Raw genomic sequence first — 19124 nt, forward strand, 5'->3', positions numbered from 1 at the left:
TTTTCGCGCGCGCTCGACTAACAGCCGCGCGATGGAAGCCTCGGATCTGCGCGTTGCCCTCTTTTCGGGCAATTATAATTATGTCCGGGACGGCGCAAACCAGGCGCTGAACCGGTTGGTCGGCTATCTGCTGAAGCAGGGAGCGGCGGTTCGCATCTATTCGCCACGTACCGACAAGCCGGCCTTTCCGTCGGTCGGCAAGGTAGTCGGCGTGCCGGCGATTCCCATCCCCGGCCGGTCGGAATATCGGGCGCCGATCGGCCTCACCCCCGCGATCCGGCGCGATATCCGGGCATTTGCGCCGACGATGATGCACATTGCGAGCCCAGAGATATTAGGCCACCGCGCGGTATCGCTTTCGCGCAAGCTCGGCGTGCCGGTGGTCGCCTCCGTCCACACCCGCTTCGAGACCTATTTCCGCTATTACAACCTCGCCTTCGTCGAGCCGATCATCGAAGCCGCGCTGCGGCGGCTCTATCGGCGCTGCGACGCGATCTTCGCACCGTCCGAATCGATGGCCCAGCTGCTACGCGACCAGCGCATGAGCTACGACGTCGGCATCTGGTCCCGCGGCGTGGAAAGCGACCTCTTCTCCCCCGTCAAGCGCGACCTGGCATGGCGGCGCAGCCTCGGCATTTCCGATGAAACGCCGGTGGTCGCCTTCGTCGGGCGGTTGGTGATGGAGAAGGGCCTCGACGTCTTTTCCGACGTGATCGATCATCTCGAACGCGGCCGCGTCCACCATCGCGTGCTCGTCGTCGGCGAAGGCCCTGCACGCGACTGGTTCGAGAAAAGGCTTCCGGAGGCACGCTTCCTAGGCTTCCAGAAAGGGGAAGAACTCGCCCGCGCGGTGGCCTCTTCCGACATGTTGTTCAATCCTTCCGTCACCGAAACCTTCGGCAACGTGACCCTGGAGGCGATGGCCGCCGGGCTTCCGGTAGTCGCTGCCCGCGCGACCGGCAGCGAAAGCCTTGTCGAGGACGGCCTCACCGGCCGGCTGATCCGCCCCGGCGCGATCGAAGCCTTCGCCGAGGCTATCCGCCATTATTGCGAGGATGTACCGCTACGCCAGGCGGCAGGACGGGCCGGACGCGAGGCCAGCGAACGTTATGCCTGGGATCGGGTGAACCAAGTTCTGGTCGATGCCTATCTGCGTATCATCCGTCAGCGCCAGGTGAGCGGCAACAAGCCGCCGCGCCACCGGCCGTTCTGAGCCGCCGTCCGCTTCCAGAAATCGCGCCGGAGCCCGATGGCTTGAGACGCGTAGCTGCCGCAAGTGCACGCCCTAAGCTTCAGAAATAAGCCGCGGAAATCCGTTCACAGATTTTTTTCGCGATGACGAAACTTCCTTCGGGCCGGGGCGTTAGGCCCGTTGAGTGTACGTTGCGTTGAGTTTCCGTGCGTCCTTGTCGGTGTTCTGGCAGGGACGCACCAAATCACTCCGTATCCGTTGCGCAGCTCAAATCCCTATGGCGTGGCCCTTCGTTCCAAATCGGACGGGGAACGACTTGGTTCGATTGCGAATGGGACAATCGGCCTCAATCCACGCGACCAGATGCTCCCTGAACATCCGCGGAACCGATGTGGAGGCCATCCGTTCAAATATTGATGTCTCATGACAGGAGCATGACATGGCTCAGGTGTTTGAACGAAAATTTGCCGCACCCGTAGATGAACCCGGCGAGGTTCCACTTTGGCTCGCTCCCTCGCTTCTTTTGTCGCTGATCTTCTTTTTCATTATCGGATATTACGCGATCGGATGATAGGCCGCCTTCGTCGTATCACGACGGACACGGATGCAGCGCAAAGCTGCGGCCTAACTTCTGTAGAGCTTTATCTTTTTCTCTCTGCTAATCTTAGAACTCAACACCAATATCTGCTTCCGATTGCAGCCAATAGACCGACGCTCTACGCTATTTCCCTCGAGGCTGTTCAGCCTGGTCGAGCAATGAGGGAATGCAGATGGAAATCGGTCGGCTCGGGGTCTGGTCCTTCATTGATGCGTGGTCGGCGCCGGATGCCGCCGCTTTTGCAAAGCGTGTCGAAGAATGGGGCTATTCCGCACTGTGGATACCGGAGGCAGTCGGCCGCAACGCCCTCGTCGCCTCGTCCTGGCTTCTTGCGAACACCAGCAAGCTGATCATTGCCACTGGCATAGCCAATATATACGCGCGAGATCCGATCGCGATGGCGGCCGCGCAGCTCAGCCTGGCGGAGCAATCGGGCAATCGTTTTCTGCTGGGCCTCGGCGTTTCCCACGCGCCGCTGGTCGAAGGATTGCGCGGACATGCCTACAGCAACAAGCCCGTCGCCCGCATGCGCGACTATCTGGAGGGCATGAAAAAGCTCGCCTATGTCGCTCCGCGGCCGACGGAAGTTCCCAAGACAGTGCTCGCGGCGCTCGGCCCGAAGATGATCGAACTGGGTGCAAGCGATGCGGACGGAATCCATCCCTATAATGTGACGCCCAGGCACACGGCCAAGGCGCGTGCTCTGATCGGCCCCGGCAAGTGGCTCTGCGTCGAGCAGGCGGTGATCCTGGAGACCGATCCCGAGCGGGCGAGATCGATCGCGCGCTCGATGCTACGAACCTATCTGCCGCTAGACAATTATCGCAACAATTGGGTGCGCGAAGGCTTCTCCGAAGAGGACCTGGCCGGCGAGGGATCCGATCGGTTCATCGACGAGATCATAGCGTGGGGCGATGAGGCAGCGATTCGCGCGCGCATTCAAGCGCATTGGGACGCCGGCGCAGACCATGTCTGCATCCAGGCGCTTAACCCCGATGGTTCACCGCAAGCAGACGAAACCGCGCTTGCCCGCCTCGCCCCCAAGAGCGGTTGATCATTCGGCACACCCGATCACGGCCGCGAAATTTCGATCGCAACAAACCCCGACTCGACGCGAAATTAACCTGCTCTTGGGGAAACCCGCCTAAGCTAAACGGGTTATACGAACCACCGACCATCCTCCGGATGGCGCGGCCGGCCAGAGGGAGGTGACTATGATCGAGCTCAAAGCCCTTTCCGGGGAAGTTGTTGCGGTCGATCCCGACATGATCGAATCGGTACGTCCCAATCGCGGCACGGTGGTCGTTCGCATGATCAACGGCTCCAGACGGCTGGTGCGCGGTCCCTATCTCAACGTGCTCGAACAGCTGGCGACCCGTTAGGACGCTTTCGAAGCGGCCTTTTCTCACAGGGGCGCAGCGATCAACCGCAATGCCCTGAATCGCCTCATCCTGCCTGGGGCGTGATGCGCTTCGTCTCCGCCCGGCCGGCATGCCCGCTTTCCGGACTGATGAGCGCCAGCTTTACCGACACACGGTTCCGCCCCGCACGCTTGGCATCGTACAAGGCCTCGTCCGCACGGGCGATGGCGTCATGGATCGAGAAATCCGTGACCTGGGTGCCGGAGAGTCCGAAGCTCGCGGTCAGCACGCCGTCTATGCCGGCGCTGCCCCAATCCTGCTCGGAAAAGCCGGTGCGCACCTCATCGGCGAACAGCTTCGCCTCGGCGGCGCCCATCGCCGGCAGATAGATGACGAATTCCTCGCCGCCGAAACGCGCCGCTATACCGCCCGGCGGAAGAGCCGCGCGGATGGTCTGGGCGAGCGCCATGATCACCCGATCGCCGACGGCATGACCGAACCGATCGTTTATGCGCTTGAACCGGTCGATATCGCAGGTGACCACGCTACCTGCGGCCGGGTCGCCCACGCGGAAACCCGCCACCGCATCTTCGAAACCGCGCCGGTTGAGCAGTGCCGAAAGCGGATCGGTTGACGCTTCCTGGCGATAGCGCGCGACGACGTCGAGCCCGACCGCAGCCAGTGCGGTCAGCGCGAACAGCACCGCCAACACGCTCGCGGTGAGCTGCATCACGAAGGCATATTCGGAGGAGGCAAAACCGTCGATATCGGCGGGCGCCGTCAGCAAAACCGTGCTCGCGCGGCCGAGGCTGTCCGCGACCACCAATGCGGTAACCGCAAACAGCGCCTTGTCGATCGCCCGGTGAAGATGTTTGCGCATGGCTATCAACGGCAGAAGCGCCATCAGCCCGCAGCAGAAATCATTGAGCGCGAGTTCCGCGTGCAGATCGCGCAGATACAGCACCGACCAGAGCGAGAGCAGCAGGGAGAGGCCGCAAATCGCGAGGCGCGAACGCAGAAAGACCGGCCCACCGAGGCGATCGACCAGAGCCTGGCCATAGAAAAAGAAGGAGACGCTGAAGATCATATCGCTCGCGATCGCGATCACCGCGTCGGGGACGTGACCCGAAAGCATCGAAAGCGAGAAACCGCCCGCACCGCACAGGAAACCGATGGCCCAGGACAACGCAGGCCTTGCTCCCCATCGCCACACGACGAGGAATGCGCAGCCGAACATGACCATAGTCAATGGCAGCAGGTAGGCGAAATTATCGCCCATTGGTCTTGTACCGCCTTCCCCACCCGTACGGCCAGCCCCACATGGCTCCGCACACCTGCTCGTAACTACGCCGGGGTTCTTAAGAAAATCCTTTTGTCGGAAGCGATTGCAACCCGCGCGCCCAGAGCCCGCATTTCCGCCAAGCAACGGAAGACTCGCGCGAATCTTCCAGATCCACGATACTCGCCCGAAACGATAGCGCCCGGGAGAGATCAGCGGTGCAGGACTTCTTCTCCTCGATCCGAAGCTACGAATCCGCCATGCGTTCGGCATTGGGCGAAGGCATCGTCGAAGCCGATCTCGCCTACAAACATGAATTGCTGGCGGAGAACCCGTTCTTTTTTCTACGCGGTACCTGCTGGCGCTGGGCTGAGAGCGCATCGACACTGTGCCCCGAATTGACGGGAGCGACCGCTGTGCCGTCGGTCGGCGACGCGCATGCCGGCAATTTCGGGCTGTGGCGCGATGCCGATCTGCGGCTCGTGTGGGGGATCAACGATTATGACGAGGCTGCGATTACCCCCTGGCCGCTCGACCTCGTCAGGCTGTGCGCAAGCCTGGTTATCAGCGGCTTCGCCGATGCCAACGACATAGCGAAGGCCGCACTTGCCGGCTATGCCGAGGGTCTCGCAGCCCCCGCTCCCTTCGTGCTCGAGCGTGATCATCGCTGGCTACGCGCCGATCTGGTCGCCACGCGCCATGGCCGTGCGCGCTTCTGGCGCCGTCTCGAGAAAGCCGCGACCGTCGAGCCGACGGACGATGTTCGCGATGCATTGCTGGCAGCCCTGCCGGGTGATACGCGCGCTATCCGTTTCATTGCGCGGCGCGCGGGAGTCGGCAGCCTTGGAAAGCCGCGTATCATCGCCATCGGCGAGCATCGGGGTGGCCCGGTCGTTGCGGAGGCAAAAGCGGTGCTTCCTTCCTGCTGGATAGACGGACGCAGCCCCGGTCTCGCCGAACGAATGGCCAGCGGGCCATGGCGCTCACCCGACCCCAGGCTGGTCTATGGTGCGAAGCTCGTCGTACGCCGGCTGGCGCCGAACAGCCACAAGCTCGATTTCGACGAAGCCGCGCCACGTCACAAGCATCGGCTCATTGGAGCGATGGCAGCCGACATCGCGGCCGTGCACGCCGGGAATGAAGCGCTGCAAAATGCGATCGCGACCGAACTCACGGCTATGGAGCGCCGCTGGCTGGCCAGTGCCGCCGCTCGCGTCGCGCGATGGACGGAGACCGAATTCCGAAGCTGGCGGACCCATTTTCGATCGAGCAACGAGCCGTCGGCGCGCGAGAAACGCAGTGTGACTCCTTGGTAAAGAAAGCATGAACCACGCTATCGAAAGGACTGGCGCAACGCGTGCTGCAATGCAACATTACCGCTGCCGTCGCACGCGGCGACTCCTTTTCGGAGGCATGTAATGATGAATCAGCCTGTCGCGCCCTATGTCCGCCTGGTGGATGCCGGCCTTGGCGCGTGGCGCCTGTCATGCCATGTCGCCGAGACGCTGGTCGCGGCACAGACGGTCATCAATTCGCGTCTTGCGCTGATCGGCGCGGGACTGATCGATCCGCGCGCCATGCCTTGGCCTGAAATAGAGCGGATGATCACCGAAAAGCCCGCAACCTTCGCACGCGCCGGAAGCGGCGCCATGCGCAAGCTCGCCCCCGCCTCCCGAAGGACATCGGGCTGGAATGCATTGCCGGGCGCTTTGGCGGACGATGTGATGACGAGTTTCGCGCTGCTCGACCGCACCATCGCGGCCTCGCTCGCCTGGTGGAAACCGGTAGGCGCCAAGACGAGAGCGAATGCGCGGCGCCTTCGCCGGTAGGGGCTTGGTCACGCCGAAGGCGCGGGGGCATTTCAAACGGCCGATACCCAAGATTGCGGGCTATTGGGCCTATCTTCAGCCCGTTAAGATTAACCATGGAGGCCGTCCCGCTGCGGGACGGGGAGGATTCCGCTCTGGCCTCAAACGCCAGATAGGGTAAGCGCTTCGTAAACCACTTCGGGAGCGCGCACGATGGCAGCCAGAAACTGGATGTGGAAGGCAGGCGGCAAAGCCGCCTTGCTGGCAGCACCGATCGCGATCGGCCTGCACATCAGCGGCCTGCCGGCGCGCGACGTGCCGCACCCCGCACCGAGGATCAGCCATGCCGCCCTTCCCGAAAACAAGGCTGTCCCCCAGCAAGCGCTGCTCTCCGCTCCGCCGCCGACGCCGATCGCGGCGAACGCTCAAGACAGCTCCGCCTATGTCGTGAAGCGCGTGCTCAAGATAAACGGGCCGTTCCGGCACGGCGACTATATATGGGATGACAAGGGAGTCCCTGCCGGGCCGGTGGTAATCACGGTCGACATCGTGGCTCAGACGCTCTCCGTCTTTCGCGCCGGCTACGAGATCGGTGCCGCCGTGATCCTTTATGGCGGCGACGAAAAACCCACTCCGCTGGGCATCTTTCCGATCACGCAGAAGGATGCCGATCATCACAGCAATCTCTATGACGCGCCGATGCCGTACATGCTGCGCCTCACCAACGACGGCGTATCGATCCACGGCACGAGCGTGAAATACGGCTTTGCGACCCACGGCTGTATCGGCGTGCCGACCCCCTTCGCCAAGCTGATGTTCGATCAGGTCAAGCTGGGGGACAAGGTGATCATCACCAATGGCGAGATGCTTTCCCAGGGGCAGGCGATCAGCGCGATCTGATACCGTATCGGCGGGCCAGGCCGAAGCGCGGCGAGCATATCGAACCGAAGCAGGACCGTCCGACCATCGGCCGGTCAGGCATCGACCGCGAAAAGCGTCACGCCGTCATATTTGTCGGCGGCAGGATCAAAGTCGGCACTCAGCGCGAAATCGCATTCCACGATCCCCGAAACCGCAAGCCCTGCGAGCTTGAACGTGCCCAGCTTCTGCTCGCGCGGCGGCTGGCCATCCCGTTCCACGGTCACCGCATCGACGAACAGTTCGTCGTGACGGGTGTAGAGGATGTGCGGCGCCAGCTTCACCGCCATGCGGTTATATGTCGCCTGAATACAGCTACGCAGCGCGATCGCCTGAAGAATGACCCGATTTTTATCCATAGCGCGTTCCCTTGAACCACGGCGATTTGCCATGTCCAGTGCTTTTGCTGCATCGCAGCACATGCGCGCGCGCGAGGAGACAGGTTTACGCTACGTCATCCTCAACAAATTAAATGGGTTAATGCCGCTCCGAAAGCCGCGTCGCAGATTGGTTTTAAGTGCATTTCCTAATGGTTGACGCTCGCGAATCAGCCCTATTCTGGGGTTCGTAGCGTATTTTGCAGCCCATCCGACCCGCAGAAGGCTCGTGCGGCCTCTCGATGCGTTGACGTTCCCGCCCGTGCCGGGGGTAGGCTTGGCTCCCAAAGGCGACGAGGAGACGATCATGCCCTTGATAAAACGCCTGCTCGGCAGGACGGAGCAGCCGCCGAAGGCCCGGTCCGAACCGCGACGTAAGACTTTCAAACTGTCCGCAGATCAAATTCGCCCGATGGCGGTCGGTTTCGGCGGCTGCATCGCGACCGACAAGATAACCGTCGACGGTCTGCCCGTCCGGTTCATGTATCGCGAAGCGCCCAACAACCCGCTCGACAGCGGTTGGCGCTTTCTCTCAGGCGTGGAGAGCGACGACTATATGGACGATCCCGCCAATCACGCCGTGTACGACGTGAATACGATCGCCAACTTCGATCCGTCGATCACACCGTTCATCGATGCGCCGGAAGGCAGCATGTTCGAAAAAGCGCCGGATTCGATCCAATTCAGAGCCGTCGATATAGGGGCGCCACGCAAGGAGGACAGCTGAGCATATCGCTTTGCCGATGAACGGCCGGCCAGCATCGGCCGTCACGACTGCGCGGTGCCGCGAGGCACAAGGCTGATCGCGGCACCCCGATGATCACTTGGCGGGCGTGTGCGGCAGGGCGGATTCATCCAGGCTGCTATAGGCGCGATCGCCGGTACCCTTGCGCGCTGCCATCGCCTCGACATTCCTGCTGGCCGCCTGGTAAGCGATGCGCTTGCAGTTGCTGAGATCGCGGGTGGCGTCGAGATCCCGCACATCCGCCGATCCGCAGACGCTGCGCACCGCGCGATGGATACGCTTGGCCAACAGCTTCTGACCATTCGGGGTAGCGAGATCGAGATCGCGATAAGAGATGGACTGCGTAACTTCCTGGGCAAAAACGGCGGAAGCTGCGCTGCAAAGGATCATGGCAGCCGCAAGGGCGCGAACGGAACGACGCATGTAGACTCTCCCCACTTTCAGGCACGTTTCGAGGCCGCGCGCGAAGTAGATTCCACGCGATTACAGTCTCTTGGTGAGCGACCCTGTTCGCGCCGCTCTAAGCGCAAGCCACAGCCGATGGAAGTGAACAAATTGAACCGACGCAAAAAAATCCGTGCTTTCCGTAGCGTCAAAGATGACGCCGGCGTCGGCGGCTTCATGACAGGTTATTCACTGGCGCTTGCATTCCATGACAAGAAAGGCATTCGATAAATCCTTCGCCGGTCCTGGAATGAGCTTGACGCATTTTCGCCCTGCCTTCGCCGATCGCCGTCTGATGGTCGGCGCGGGACTGATCCTGCTGGCGGGCGCCATCGTCCAACTGCTCGCTTTCTGGCCCGGAATCATGGTCTGGGATGCGATCCGACAATATGGCCAGGCGCTGTCGGGCCGATATGACGACTGGCATCCTCCGGCGATGAATTGGCTGTGGCGTCAGCTCGGCCGCATCGCCGCCGGCCCAGCGCCGATGCTGGCACTCCAGGCCTTGCTCTACTGGAGCGGTTTCGCGCTGCTCATACTGGCCGCCGCGCGGCGCGGGCGCAGCGGCACGGCTCTTGTCATCGCAGCCTGCGCGCTTCTTCCCATCCCGTTCGTCCTGGTCGGCACCATCCTCAAGGACAGCCTGATGGCCGGCACGCTGCTGGTTGCGGCCGGGCTGATCGGTCTGCGCCGGCCCGGCGATCGGTGGCTCGGCACCGGCGCGGCCCTTATCCTGATCGCGACCGCAACCCTGCGTTTCAACGCCGTTGCCGCCTGCCTGCCGCTATTGGTTACTTTGGCTCCCGACCGCTGGAAACGCACGCGGTTGCGCTTTGCCTTGACGATGGCGGCGGCAGCGGTGCCGCTGGTCATCGCCATGCCAATCGCCAATCGGCTGCTCCATGCGCAGCCGAGCGGGGTGCAGCTTTCGCTCATCATCTACGATCTGGGCGGCATCGGCCGCTATTCCGGAAGCGATGCGTTTCCTCCGGTTCCGGTCGAACGCCCAGCCGAGGTCAACGCTCACTGCTATTCGCCCATTTCCTGGGACAGCTACGCCTGGTGGGTCGACGCCCCCTGCCCAATCGGCTTTGCGACGGTACGCGCCGCCTTCGAGGCGCACCACATCGATCCCTATCGCTGGTGGCTCGAGGCGCTGATCGCCCATCCGATCGCCTATGTCCGCCATCGGCTCGCCCATTTCGATCGCAACACGCATTTCATGCTGGCTGACGATGCCTCTCTGCCCGGTCTCTCGCTGCATTCGGACCCGAATGATTGGGGATATCAGGTCCCACCGAGCAGGCTGCGCGCCACGATCGGGACGCTGGCCGAGTGGACGATCGCCACACCGCTCGGCTGGCCGATCTGCTGGATCGCGCTGGGCATCGGGGCGCTGTTCCTGTTGCCGCTCATCGATCGCAACGATCCGGCCCGAGCCGTCCTGTGGTCGGCCCTTCTTTATGCCTTCAGCTATCTCCCGCTCAGCGTCGCATCGGAGATACGCTATCACTTCTGGACGATGACCGCCGTGGCTATCGCCTGGACATCCATCATAGCCGCGCTGGCTCGCGGCGGAACTGTCGCACGGTGGCGCTTCGCGGCGGGGCTGCTGCCCTTCGCGATCGTCACGATGCTGGCTGTTGCCTCCCGGCTGATCGGCTGAAGAGGGATCGCAGGTGAAGCCATCCGCACGGCCGATGCGCCGCCGGATCGCCTTCATGCCGCGACGCTCGCTGTCGGTTATCCTCGACCCATGGCCGGGGCGAGTTGCAACCACGCTTCGCTGCACGCCGCTGCCCCGTTCTCCGGCATCGAGCTTCGCATCGTACTCGGACACGCATTGCGCACACGCCTGCCGATCGCCATGCGCCCGTGACGCATGCGTCGTGGCAGAAATTCCACGAAGCGTCTCCCACCACAATCCGACGCCAATTGATTTAACCCCGGCTGCCGGCCTTGGTGAGACCGCAATCGGACGGTGCGGAGAGACGGATGGGTAAGCTGGATGGCAAGGTAGCGCTGATCACCGGGGGCACATCCGGGATCGGGCTTGAGACGGTGCGACTGTTCGCCGCGGAAGGCGCGCGGCTCGCTGTCCACGGACGCAACGCCGACGTCCTGGCGCAGCTCTCGGCGGACCATGGCGCCGATATGCTGACCGTGCGGGGTTCGATCGAACGAGGCGAGGATCGCCAGGCCATGCTGGATGCGGTGGCGGCGCATTTCGGCGGGATAGACATTCTCTTCGCCAATGCAGGCATCTTCAAGCCGGTGATGATTCCCGACATAGATGAGGCCACATTCGACGAGATGTTCGCCGTCAATGTCAAAGGCGCGTTCTTCACCGTGCAAAAGGCGCTGCCGCTGCTACGCCCCGGCTCAAGCGTGATCTTCAATACGTCCGCCATGATCCACATCGGCGTTCCGAGCAGCGGCATGTATGTGGCGACCAAAGCCGCGCTGCGCTCTCTCGTTCGCGTGCTCGCCAACGAATGCGCTGGCCAGGGCATAAGGTTCAACACGGTAAGCCCGGGATCGATCATCACGCCGTTGCACAGCCATAGCGGGCTTGAAGGCGAAGCGCGCGAGCAGGTGACCGCATCGATCATGGCCGCGACGCCTTTGCGCCGCTTCGGCAACGCAGATGAGGTGGCAAAGGCCGTGCTCTTCCTCGCCTCGGACGACAGCTCCTATGTGCAGGGCGAAGAAATCGTGGTCTCCGGGGGCTGGTCAGCCGTGTGAAGGGGCGTTCCGCGTCGCATCGCCGAAAAAGCGGCGCCCTGCCATCATGCAGGACGCCGCCTTGATCGACTTGTCGCGCTGTATGAGGTTTATCGCACCGCGCCGCGCCGCACGAGGTTGACGATCGCGAGCAGGATCACAGCGCCCAGCAGCGACGCGAAGAAAGAATAGAGCGTCAGCGGCGCGTGATTGATGGATCCGCCAGCAAAAATCAGCCCACCGATGAAGGCGCCGACGATACCGACCACGATGTTGAGGAAAATACCCTGTTGAGCATCAGTGCGCATGATGATGCTCGCCAACCAGCCGATGACACCGCCGATGACGAGCCAAAGGATCAGTCCCATCTTATCTCTCCCGTTGCTGTGCCTACGAGACGCATGACGGGCTTAGCTGTTCCGTAAGCATGTTCATGTTTGAACGCATCGGGCTCTTTTTTTGGTCTGCGATCCCTGCCGCCGGTTCGTTTCGTCGACGGCGCGGCATCTGTTCATGGGATCACGGTCGCATTCTCTGCGTTCTTCCGCCTGCCTGACAGGGTGAACATCCCCTGTGGCCGCGATGCGCGAACGTGGCCGCCGTCCGATGAGGAGAAAGACCATGCCACGCCTGTTCCGAAATTCGCTCGCCGGGGCGCTCGTCGCCGGCCTGATCGGGGTGTCGCCGACGATGCTGCTCGCGCAGGGCGTACCCGATCAGCCCTATGGCGGCTACGATCAGGACAATAACGCTCCCTACGGCCAGGAGGGCTACGGCAATCAGGGCGATCGGGACGATCGCTATGGACAGCCCGGCTATGATGACGGCGAGCAAGGCCGGGACGGTGCCGGCAATCCGGCGACCGACGGCTATGAGCAGCAGCGAACGCCCGACCAAGGCTATCCACCGCCGCAGGGCCGCTCTTATCCCGAAACCACCGATCGCGACAGCTATGGCGCACCGCCCTATGATGGCGAAATGCCTGCCGTGAATGTCGACCGCGACGGCCAGGGCGAGGTGCGCGTCGGGGGCGATTGCAGGGTCTATTACGACGATTGGGGGACGCGCCGCACCTCCGCAACGCCGCGCTGCACCGCCGACCAGATCGGCGATGCGGAAGACGCGATGTCGCGCTACCGTCAGGCCCAGGGCCTGGATCGCTACCGCCCCGGCTATGACGGGGGCTATTATCAGCCGCCCCGGGCCTTCGTCAGCGGGAACGGCGCAGGGCGGGTCGTGGTCTCCGACGGATGCACCGCCTTCTATGATCGCTACGGCCAGCGCGAAACCGCCACCGATGGGTGCACGCGCCAGGAGTTGTGGAGCGCAGACGATACCATGGCGCGCTATCGGCGTGAGCGCGGCGGATATTGAACCGAAGCGGATCGCGCCTCAGAGGCTGGCGAACGCGCCTGCCGGCTGCTCCCGCAGGAACGCCAGCAGAGCGGCATTGAAGGCTTCCGGGGCTTCCTGCTGCACCATATGTCCGGCGCCCGGGACGAGCACGGGCTCTCTCAGCCGAGGGATACGCTGCCGCATCCGCTCACGCCAGTCCGCGCCGATCACCAGCAGCACGGGATCCTTGGCGCCGCAGATGAACAGCGCGGGCTGGGTCACGTCATGATCCGCCCAGGCGGCGCCGATCTCCCAGTTACGGTCGGCCACACGATAGGCGGCGAGCGGACCGGCAAATTCATGCCCCTCCCCGCCGCGCCCATAGTCCTGCACGAACCGCTCGAACTCGGCCTCGCAGAGCCACGGCCACGGGAGCGGCGGCGCCTTTTCGAGCACATCCATATAACCCGTCCCCTCGGACGGATAGGAAGACCAGCGGAGCAGATTGCCTTCGCCGCTGAGCGCGTAAAGGATACGGCTGAGATATTCGCGCAGCTGCGGGCCGAGCTCCCGTTCGGCCGGCCCCACCTCCTGATAATAATGGACGTGGACGAAGTGGTTGCGTGCCATATTGGCGTAGCGCTCGGAAGGACGGACGCGCGTGGACGACATGGCCATGCTGTCGTCGCCGCCGTCTTCGGGCGGGTTGGATCCCTGCAGGCCGCGCCCGGCCATGTCATAATCATAGGGCACTGTGGCGGCGATGGCGCCGACCCGTTCGGGCGCGCGCACCGCGAGGTTCCAGCTATATTGCGCGCCGAAATCCTGACCCACGATGGCGGCGCGCGCCGCCTTGAAATGATCGAGCACGCTCAGCAGCTGACGATGCATCGCGTTGGAATCATAATGCTCCAGACCATCCGGACGATCACTGCGGCCATAGCCGAGGCAATCGATCGCAACCGCCCGATAGCCGGCATCGGCCAGCGGCTGCATCTGGTGACGCCAGGAATAAGCCAGGCCGGGATTGCCGTGGACCATCAGGACTACCGGGCCGCTGCCCTGCGCGACGACGTGGATATGTCCGTCCGGCGTTGCGATCCGATGCTCTTCAAGCTGGCCCATGGCCGTCCCCTTCCCATTCGCCGCCCGCGTTTCGCGCGATGCCCTTCCTCCCTAGGCAGCGCGGCCGGGCATCGCAATTGCGGCGCTCTCCGGCGTGTCCGGCTGGCAAAATAGGTCCGGACTTCACAATCACGCCGAGGTCGAGATGCTGACCAGCTCGCCAAGCTCGTATCCACCAGTATAATCGCGGTATCAGGGCAGTCCCCTGCCCCTAACCCGTCTCGGCATTTTGCCGCCTAGCGAGGACGCTCCCCGGTAGCGCCTCGAATCGACAAGCACTCAGATCGAAAAAAGGCCGATTCCAGAGTGTCGTAGCGGCAGATGCCACCACCTTGTGCGGTTCGTCGCAACCGCAACTCGGTTCGACTCGTCCGCGCGATCTGCATGACTTCCGTTCAGGAAGATTGCTGTAGGCACCCGATCAGCGAATATGGGAGGGGGCAATGACTCGCATTTCATGGTTTTCGGCTACGGCCGGGCTGACATTGCTTGCCGGCTGCGTGGCACCCGATGCCCCACCGCCCGCACGCCGTCCAGTCGCGCCGCTCCCGCCGCCGCCACCTGTCGCGAATTGGCCGGCGACACCGCCGGCACGCCCGCCGCTTCAGCCGGGAGCCGCTCTCGCTAATCGGATCACCACGCTTGGCCGCTCCTTCAACGGACTCGTCGGCATTGCGGTCCGCGACGTGCAGACCGGGTGGACCGCTTCCTATAATGGCAGCCTGCTTTTTCCCCAGCAGAGCGTCAGCAAGCTGTGGGTCTCCATCACGGTGATGGACGCCGTCGACCGCGGACGCCTGCGGCTCGATCAGCCCGTAACCATCCGCCGCGACGATCTGACGGTATTCCATCAGCCGATCCGCGCACTCGTGGGACCGGACGGCTATACGACGACACTGGGCGCCCTCATCGAGCAGGCGATGACGCGCAGCGACAACACCGCCAACGACAAGCTGCTCTGGACGGTGGGGGGCCCGGAGGCTGTCCGGTCGATGCTGGCCCGCAACGGCATCAGCGGCGTGCGCTTCGGCCCCGGCGAACGGCTGCTGCAGAGCCAGACCGCCGGCCTCAGCTGGAAGCAGAGCTATTCGATCGGCGATGCTTTCTTCAAGGCGCGCAACGCCCTGCCGATGAACGTGCGCGAAGCCGCGCTGCGGCGCTATCTTGCCGATCCGATCGACGGCGCCTCGCCGGAGGGCATCACGCTTGGGCTTGCCGGCCTCGCCCGAGGCAATCTGCTCTCGCCTGCCTCCTGCCGCTATCTGCTGGGCGTGATGGAGAACAGCAAGACCGGGCCCCAGCGCATGCGCGCCGGTCTCGCGCCCGGATGGACGCTTGCCCACAAGACCGGAACCGGCCAGGAGCTGGGCGGACTTGCAACCGGGTATAACGATGTCGGCCTCGTGACCGCTCCGGACGGACGCGCCTACGCCATCGCGGTGATGATCGGCCGCACGACCCTCACCATCCCACAGCGGCAGCGCCTTATGTCGGATGTGGTGCGCGCGGTCGTCGCCGATCACGACGGCTATTGAGCATCGTTCGCCGATCGGATCAGATGCCGTCGAACGTCGCGAAATCGTCCAGCGGGACGCGCTCGGTCGGCACGGCGACGAGTGGATCCGCGTAGTCGGGATAGCCGAGCGCCATGCCTGCGACCAGGATCAGCGCCGGATCCAGCTTCAGCTGCGCGCGTACCGTTTCCGGCCAGCCTGCCCAGAATGCCTGCGGGCATGTGGCGAGGCCGCGTTCCACGGCGAGCAGCATGAAGCTCTGCAGGAACAGGCCGAGGTCGGTCCACTGCGCGGCACCGAGCCGACGATCCAGATGGAAGAAGAGCGCAACCGGCGCGCCGAAGAAACACTGGTTGCGTTCGGTGAGCGCGGCCAGTGCCGCCGGATCGCCATCGGCATGACCGAGCGCAGCGTAGCGGCCGCTGCCGGCTGCCTTGCGCCGCCCGCGAAACGGCTCCCAGAGCCGCTCGGGATAGACCGGATGTTCCGGCGTCTCGCGCACGCCCTCCGCGCTGCGGCGCGCCACCTCCGCCTTGAAGCGCCGGAGCGGCTCGCCGCCCAGCACGACGATCCGCCAGGGTTGCAGATTGCCGCCCGACGGCGCGCGCGCCGCCTCGGACAGCAGTTCGCGCAGCAGATCGCCGTCGACCGGATCTGCCAGAAAAGCGCGCGTGGCGTGGCGCCGCCTGATCGCGTCGATGACGTCCACAGACTCTCCTTCCGACGATTTCGAAGCCGCTCCAGATCGTAAAAGCCGCCGCGACGCAAGCGGCGAGGACCGGCGGGACGACGGCAGGATGCGCCGCACCGCACCATAGGCGCTTGCGCCGCACTGCCCCGCCGCCTAGCTCTGCAAGACCCCGTCCGCTCATCATCTCCGAAGGCCGATGCGTCCTCCTTTCGCCGCTCTCCTCCTCGCCCTCCTTCCCCTTGCGGCGGCTTCGGCCGCCCCTTCCCTATCCAAGCCGACCGCCGGCTTCCCGCGGGTACGCATCGTCACCTCGGAGGGGCCGATCGTGATCGCGCTGGATACGAGGCGCGCGCCGGTGACGAGCGCGAACTTCCTGACCTATGCCGACGACGGCAGGCTGGACGGCACCACCTTCTATCGTGCCGCGCGCCGCAAGTCCGATCCCAGGCTCGGCTTCATCCAGGGCGGCATCGGCAACGACATGCGCCGCGCGCTGCCTCCGGTTCCGCTGGAGAAGACGAGCCAGACCGGCATCCTCCATCTCGATGCCACCGTCTCCATGGCACGCGGCGATCGCCCCGGCTCCGCCATGGGCAATTTCTTCATCACCGTCGGCCCGACGCCGAGCATGGACGCGCGCGGCGACTATCAAGGCTATGCCGCCTTCGCCCATGTCGTATCCGGCATGGACACCGTGCGTCGCATCCTCGCCAAGCCCTCCGGCGGAGGATCGGATGCGATGAAGGGGCAGATGATCTTCGATCCGGTGAAGATCATCAGCGTCAAGCGGATCGACGGCGTTCCGAAGCCCAGCGGCTGGCCCAAGCCCTGGCTGATCGACATACCCCGCCGCCCATGACGGCGCCGGCCGCTCCGTTCATTGCGGCGGAGGCGCGTCCGAAGGCGGCTCCGTCCCGGAAGGTTCGGGCGATGGCTTGTCCGTGCCGCCGTCCCGCGCCGGGCCGGCGGAGACGTGGACACCGTCGCCGTCGACATGCAGATCGACCGACATGTTGCCGAGCTGGAAATTCCCGATCCCGGCATCCTCCAATATCTTGTCGAGGCCGGTCGGATCCGTACCCACGGCCGGGCGGCTGCCCGGCAGATGCGCACCGAGCGCCGTCGCCATGAAGCTGCGCCAGATGCGCGCCGGAACATTTCCTCCCGCAATGCCGCGCATCGGCTTGTTGTCGTCCCGCCCGACCCATACCGCGGTCACCAGCCCATCCGCGAAGCCCACGAAGATGGCGTCGCGATTGTCCTGGGTCGTGCCGGTCTTGCCGAATACCTGCCGGTCCAGCCGCGCGGCCCGCCCGGTGCCCTGCCGGACGGTGGCGGAGAGCAGATCGCGCAGCATCTCTATCTGATCGCCACCGAAGCCATGCTGGCGATGGCGCAGCCGATCGAACCATCCTTCCTGCACGTCCGGAAGGCCACGCGGGCGGACCGGATAGGCGTCCGCGGCGACGGCAGCATAAGCGCTGGTCAGTTCCAGCAACGTCACCCCCGACGTACCGAGCGCGATGCTGGCATCCGGGTTGAGCGGGCTCGCTATACCGAGATCCCGCGCCGCCTGGACGACGGCATCGGGGCCGACCTGCTGCGCGAGCCGCGCGGCCGCGACATTGCTCGATCGCGCAAAGGCCTCGCGCAGCGTGATCTTGCCGCGATAACGCCCATCGGCGTTGGACGGCGACCAGCCATCGATGGTGATCGGCTTGTCTTCTATCTCGTCGTCCGGCGTCATCCCCGCGCGCAGCGCCGCGAGATAGACGAACAGCTTGAAGGTCGATCCCGGCTGGCGCCGCGCCTGCACGGCACGGTTGAACGGGCTCGCGCCATAATCCCGGCCGCCGACCATCGCCACGACCCGGCCGTCGGTCCGCATCGCGACCAGCGCCACCTGCGCCCCCGCCGGCACGCCGCGCCGCGCCGCCGCCTCTGCCGCGCGCTGCAGCCGGTAGTCGAGCGTCGTCGGCACGGTGCGCTGCGCATAGGCGTCCTCTTCGTCCAGCGCGCGGGCCGCAGGCATTACCCAATCGGCGAAATAGCTGCCGTTCGGGAGATCCGGCAGATCGCGCAGCCGGAGGCGCACGGTCGGCACCGCGGCCGCCTGCTTCGCATCGATGAAACCGCCATCCACCATCGCCGCCAGCACCAGCGCCTCGCGTATCCGCGCGCCGGCAATGTTGCTGCTCGGCGCATATTTGGACGGCGCCTTCATCAGGCCGGCGAGCATCGCCGCCTGGCCCAGGCTCAGATCCTCGGGCGCAAGGTCGAAATAATGTCGGGCCGCCGCCCTCAAGCCGTAGACGTTGTCGCCGAAATAGGCGTTGGACAGGTAACGCGAGAGAATGTCCTGCTTGGTGAGCCACGCCTCCATCCAGAAGGCGATCAGCACCTCACGGGCCTTGCGGCCGAAATTGCGGTTGGAATTGAGAAAGACCAGCTTGGCGAGTTGCTGGGTGATCGTGCTGCCGCCTTCCCGCACCCCGCCAGAACGCAGATTATGCCATGCCGCGCGCGCGATGCCGCGCGGATCGATGCCCCAATGGCGGTAGAAACGTCGATCCTCGATCGCGACGAAGGCGTTGCCGACATAGGCGGGCAGCCGGCGCACGTCGACCGGACGATCCATGATCGCGCCCTGCCGCGCGATCTCGCGCCCGTCCTGCGCGGTCAAAGTGATGCTGGGTGGCGCGATCGGCCGCAGCGAACGGGAGAGCGGGGCGGTCACGGCCAACCAGCCGACCAGCAGGACGAGTACCAGCAGGACGCCCGACACCACCCGCCGTATGGTCAGGTAGCGCCGCCACAAGGCGCGGCGCGGCGGCGGCGGCGGCGCAATCGCCTGCGGACCGGATTGATTTCCCCCGGTCGCGCCGATCGGACCCGTGGGCTGCTGCGGCTCAGGCGACCTGCGGAACATCGGGCTGTATTATAGATCTATGACACATGGGGCCAAGCCCCTCTACTCCCGCTGCGAATGCGGCGGAAGAGCCCTTCCCGCCAG

The 19124-nt window shown here is 64.4% G+C and carries 21 protein-coding genes; 14 read left to right on the forward strand and 7 right to left on the reverse strand.

The features are described from left to right. Positions 1-31: 31 nt before the first annotated feature. The 4 genes from GQY20_RS23925 (at position 32) to GQY20_RS23935 (ending at position 3172) form a co-directional block, all read left to right on the forward strand. Positions 32-1213, forward strand: a complete 1182-nt coding sequence (locus GQY20_RS23925; protein WP_157219673.1) for a glycosyltransferase family 4 protein — start codon at positions 32-34, stop codon at positions 1211-1213. 418 nt (positions 1214-1631) lie between these two features. Next, entirely contained in the window at positions 1632-1763 is a 132-nt protein-coding gene (locus GQY20_RS32865; RefSeq protein WP_269769778.1) for a hypothetical protein, read from the forward strand. Between the two features lie 199 nt (positions 1764-1962). After that, a complete protein-coding gene (locus GQY20_RS23930; RefSeq protein ID WP_198351171.1) occupies positions 1963-2844 on the forward strand; it encodes a TIGR03620 family F420-dependent LLM class oxidoreductase in 882 nt (293 codons plus the stop codon). A gap of 160 nt (positions 2845-3004) precedes the next feature. After that, a complete protein-coding gene (locus GQY20_RS23935) occupies positions 3005-3172 on the forward strand; it encodes a flagellar FlbD family protein (protein ID WP_157219675.1) in 168 nt (55 codons plus the stop codon). 64 nt (positions 3173-3236) lie between these two features. On the opposite strand, the gene GQY20_RS23940 is transcribed toward GQY20_RS23935, so the two are convergent. Continuing rightward, the gene (locus GQY20_RS23940) at positions 3237-4337 is read right to left on the reverse strand and encodes a GGDEF domain-containing protein (protein ID WP_157219676.1); all 1101 of its coding nucleotides are present in this window, start codon (positions 4335-4337) and stop codon (positions 3237-3239) included. A gap of 311 nt (positions 4338-4648) precedes the next feature. Between GQY20_RS23940 and GQY20_RS23945 the strand changes: the two genes are divergently transcribed. From GQY20_RS23945 to GQY20_RS23955, 3 genes are all read left to right on the forward strand, one after another. After that, a complete protein-coding gene (locus tag GQY20_RS23945; RefSeq protein ID WP_157219677.1) occupies positions 4649-5746 on the forward strand; it encodes a DUF2252 family protein in 1098 nt (365 codons plus the stop codon). A gap of 102 nt (positions 5747-5848) precedes the next feature. After that, positions 5849-6259 carry a hypothetical protein gene (locus GQY20_RS23950; RefSeq protein ID WP_157219678.1) on the forward strand — a complete coding sequence of 137 codons (411 nt, stop codon included), beginning with the start codon at positions 5849-5851 and terminating at the stop codon, positions 6257-6259. Between the two features lie 192 nt (positions 6260-6451). Beyond that, positions 6452-7138 carry a L,D-transpeptidase family protein gene (locus tag GQY20_RS23955; RefSeq protein ID WP_232476225.1) on the forward strand — a complete coding sequence of 229 codons (687 nt, stop codon included), beginning with the start codon at positions 6452-6454 and terminating at the stop codon, positions 7136-7138. A 74-nt stretch (positions 7139-7212) separates the two neighbouring features. Here GQY20_RS23955 and GQY20_RS23960 read toward each other — a convergent pair whose 3' ends face one another. Continuing rightward, the gene (locus GQY20_RS23960) at positions 7213-7515 is read right to left on the reverse strand and encodes a hypothetical protein (RefSeq protein ID WP_157219679.1); all 303 of its coding nucleotides are present in this window, start codon (positions 7513-7515) and stop codon (positions 7213-7215) included. A gap of 247 nt (positions 7516-7762) precedes the next feature. Between GQY20_RS23960 and GQY20_RS23965 the strand changes: the two genes are divergently transcribed. After that, positions 7763-8260, forward strand: coding sequence for a DUF2185 domain-containing protein (locus tag GQY20_RS23965; protein ID WP_198351173.1), 498 nt, complete (start codon positions 7763-7765; stop codon positions 8258-8260). 93 nt (positions 8261-8353) lie between these two features. Here the strand turns inward: GQY20_RS23965 and GQY20_RS23970 are convergent, their stop codons facing one another. Next, the gene (locus tag GQY20_RS23970; RefSeq protein WP_232476241.1) at positions 8354-8668 is read right to left on the reverse strand and encodes a UrcA family protein; all 315 of its coding nucleotides are present in this window, start codon (positions 8666-8668) and stop codon (positions 8354-8356) included. Between GQY20_RS23970 and GQY20_RS32670 the strand changes: the two genes are divergently transcribed. The 3 genes from GQY20_RS32670 (at position 8549) to GQY20_RS23980 (ending at position 11467) form a co-directional block, all read left to right on the forward strand. After that, the gene (locus GQY20_RS32670; RefSeq protein WP_232476246.1) at positions 8549-8953 is read left to right on the forward strand and encodes a hypothetical protein; all 405 of its coding nucleotides are present in this window, start codon (positions 8549-8551) and stop codon (positions 8951-8953) included. The two genes, GQY20_RS23970 and GQY20_RS32670, sit on opposite strands and share 120 nt — an antisense overlap. Positions 8954-8978: 25 nt before the next feature. Continuing rightward, positions 8979-10388, forward strand: a complete 1410-nt coding sequence (locus GQY20_RS23975) for a hypothetical protein (RefSeq protein ID WP_232476226.1) — start codon at positions 8979-8981, stop codon at positions 10386-10388. A 329-nt stretch (positions 10389-10717) separates the two neighbouring features. Beyond that, on the forward strand, positions 10718-11467 hold the full coding sequence (locus GQY20_RS23980) for an SDR family oxidoreductase (RefSeq protein WP_157219681.1): 750 nt from the start codon (positions 10718-10720) through the stop codon (positions 11465-11467). Between the two features lie 89 nt (positions 11468-11556). Here the strand turns inward: GQY20_RS23980 and GQY20_RS23985 are convergent, their stop codons facing one another. Continuing rightward, a complete protein-coding gene (locus tag GQY20_RS23985) occupies positions 11557-11814 on the reverse strand; it encodes a GlsB/YeaQ/YmgE family stress response membrane protein (RefSeq protein WP_157219682.1) in 258 nt (85 codons plus the stop codon). Positions 11815-12067: 253 nt separating this feature from the next. Here GQY20_RS23985 and GQY20_RS23990 point away from each other — a divergent pair, with 253 nt between their 5' ends. Then, entirely contained in the window at positions 12068-12820 is a 753-nt protein-coding gene (locus GQY20_RS23990) for a hypothetical protein (protein WP_157219683.1), read from the forward strand. An 18-nt stretch (positions 12821-12838) separates the two neighbouring features. On the opposite strand, the gene GQY20_RS23995 is transcribed toward GQY20_RS23990, so the two are convergent. Continuing rightward, on the reverse strand, positions 12839-13906 hold the full coding sequence (locus tag GQY20_RS23995) for an alpha/beta fold hydrolase (protein WP_157219684.1): 1068 nt from the start codon (positions 13904-13906) through the stop codon (positions 12839-12841). A gap of 443 nt (positions 13907-14349) precedes the next feature. Here GQY20_RS23995 and bla point away from each other — a divergent pair, with 443 nt between their 5' ends. Further along, positions 14350-15441 (forward strand): class A beta-lactamase, encoded by a 1092-nt coding sequence (bla, locus tag GQY20_RS24000; RefSeq protein WP_157219685.1) that lies wholly within the window; start codon positions 14350-14352, stop codon positions 15439-15441. 19 nt (positions 15442-15460) lie between these two features. On the opposite strand, the gene GQY20_RS24005 is transcribed toward bla, so the two are convergent. Next, complete coding sequence (locus GQY20_RS24005; protein ID WP_157219686.1) at positions 15461-16129, reverse strand: nitroreductase; 669 nt, start codon at positions 16127-16129, stop codon at positions 15461-15463. A 178-nt stretch (positions 16130-16307) separates the two neighbouring features. On the opposite strand from GQY20_RS24005, the gene GQY20_RS24010 reads away from it, so the two are divergent. Continuing rightward, positions 16308-16970: a peptidylprolyl isomerase gene (locus GQY20_RS24010; RefSeq protein WP_157219687.1), complete on the forward strand. Its 663-nt coding sequence runs from the start codon at positions 16308-16310 to the stop codon at positions 16968-16970. An 18-nt stretch (positions 16971-16988) separates the two neighbouring features. Here the strand turns inward: GQY20_RS24010 and GQY20_RS24015 are convergent, their stop codons facing one another. Then, positions 16989-19040: a transglycosylase domain-containing protein gene (locus tag GQY20_RS24015; protein WP_157219688.1), complete on the reverse strand. Its 2052-nt coding sequence runs from the start codon at positions 19038-19040 to the stop codon at positions 16989-16991. Between the last annotated feature and the right edge of the window lie 84 nt (positions 19041-19124).

It is taken from the genome of Flavisphingomonas formosensis (assembly GCF_009755815.1).
Taxonomy (GTDB): Bacteria; Pseudomonadota; Alphaproteobacteria; order Sphingomonadales; family Sphingomonadaceae; genus Flavisphingomonas; species Flavisphingomonas formosensis.

What these genes read in the sequence shown, in the direction of transcription:
- GQY20_RS23930 (WP_198351171.1), top strand. Translation starts at nt 1,963, where the DNA reads ATGGAAATCGGTCGGCTCGGGGTCTGGTCCTTCATTGATGCGTGGTCG.
- GQY20_RS23925 (WP_157219673.1), top strand. Translation starts at nt 32, where the DNA reads ATGGAAGCCTCGGATCTGCGCGTTGCCCTCTTTTCGGGCAATTATAAT.
- GQY20_RS32865 (WP_269769778.1), top strand. Translation starts at nt 1,632, where the DNA reads ATGGCTCAGGTGTTTGAACGAAAATTTGCCGCACCCGTAGATGAACCC.
- bla (WP_157219685.1), top strand. Translation starts at nt 14,350, where the DNA reads ATGACTCGCATTTCATGGTTTTCGGCTACGGCCGGGCTGACATTGCTT.
- GQY20_RS23985 (WP_157219682.1), bottom strand. Translation starts at nt 11,814, where the DNA reads ATGGGACTGATCCTTTGGCTCGTCATCGGCGGTGTCATCGGCTGGTTG.
- GQY20_RS32670 (WP_232476246.1), top strand. Translation starts at nt 8,549, where the DNA reads ATGGATACGCTTGGCCAACAGCTTCTGACCATTCGGGGTAGCGAGATC.
- GQY20_RS23955 (WP_232476225.1), top strand. Translation starts at nt 6,452, where the DNA reads ATGGCAGCCAGAAACTGGATGTGGAAGGCAGGCGGCAAAGCCGCCTTG.
- GQY20_RS23950 (WP_157219678.1), top strand. Translation starts at nt 5,849, where the DNA reads ATGATGAATCAGCCTGTCGCGCCCTATGTCCGCCTGGTGGATGCCGGC.
- GQY20_RS23970 (WP_232476241.1), bottom strand. Translation starts at nt 8,668, where the DNA reads ATGATCCTTTGCAGCGCAGCTTCCGCCGTTTTTGCCCAGGAAGTTACG.
- GQY20_RS23990 (WP_157219683.1), top strand. Translation starts at nt 12,068, where the DNA reads ATGCCACGCCTGTTCCGAAATTCGCTCGCCGGGGCGCTCGTCGCCGGC.
- GQY20_RS24015 (WP_157219688.1), bottom strand. Translation starts at nt 19,040, where the DNA reads ATGTTCCGCAGGTCGCCTGAGCCGCAGCAGCCCACGGGTCCGATCGGC.
- GQY20_RS23980 (WP_157219681.1), top strand. Translation starts at nt 10,718, where the DNA reads ATGGGTAAGCTGGATGGCAAGGTAGCGCTGATCACCGGGGGCACATCC.
- GQY20_RS23995 (WP_157219684.1), bottom strand. Translation starts at nt 13,906, where the DNA reads ATGGGCCAGCTTGAAGAGCATCGGATCGCAACGCCGGACGGACATATC.
- GQY20_RS24010 (WP_157219687.1), top strand. Translation starts at nt 16,308, where the DNA reads ATGCGTCCTCCTTTCGCCGCTCTCCTCCTCGCCCTCCTTCCCCTTGCG.
- GQY20_RS23935 (WP_157219675.1), top strand. Translation starts at nt 3,005, where the DNA reads ATGATCGAGCTCAAAGCCCTTTCCGGGGAAGTTGTTGCGGTCGATCCC.
- GQY20_RS23960 (WP_157219679.1), bottom strand. Translation starts at nt 7,515, where the DNA reads ATGGATAAAAATCGGGTCATTCTTCAGGCGATCGCGCTGCGTAGCTGT.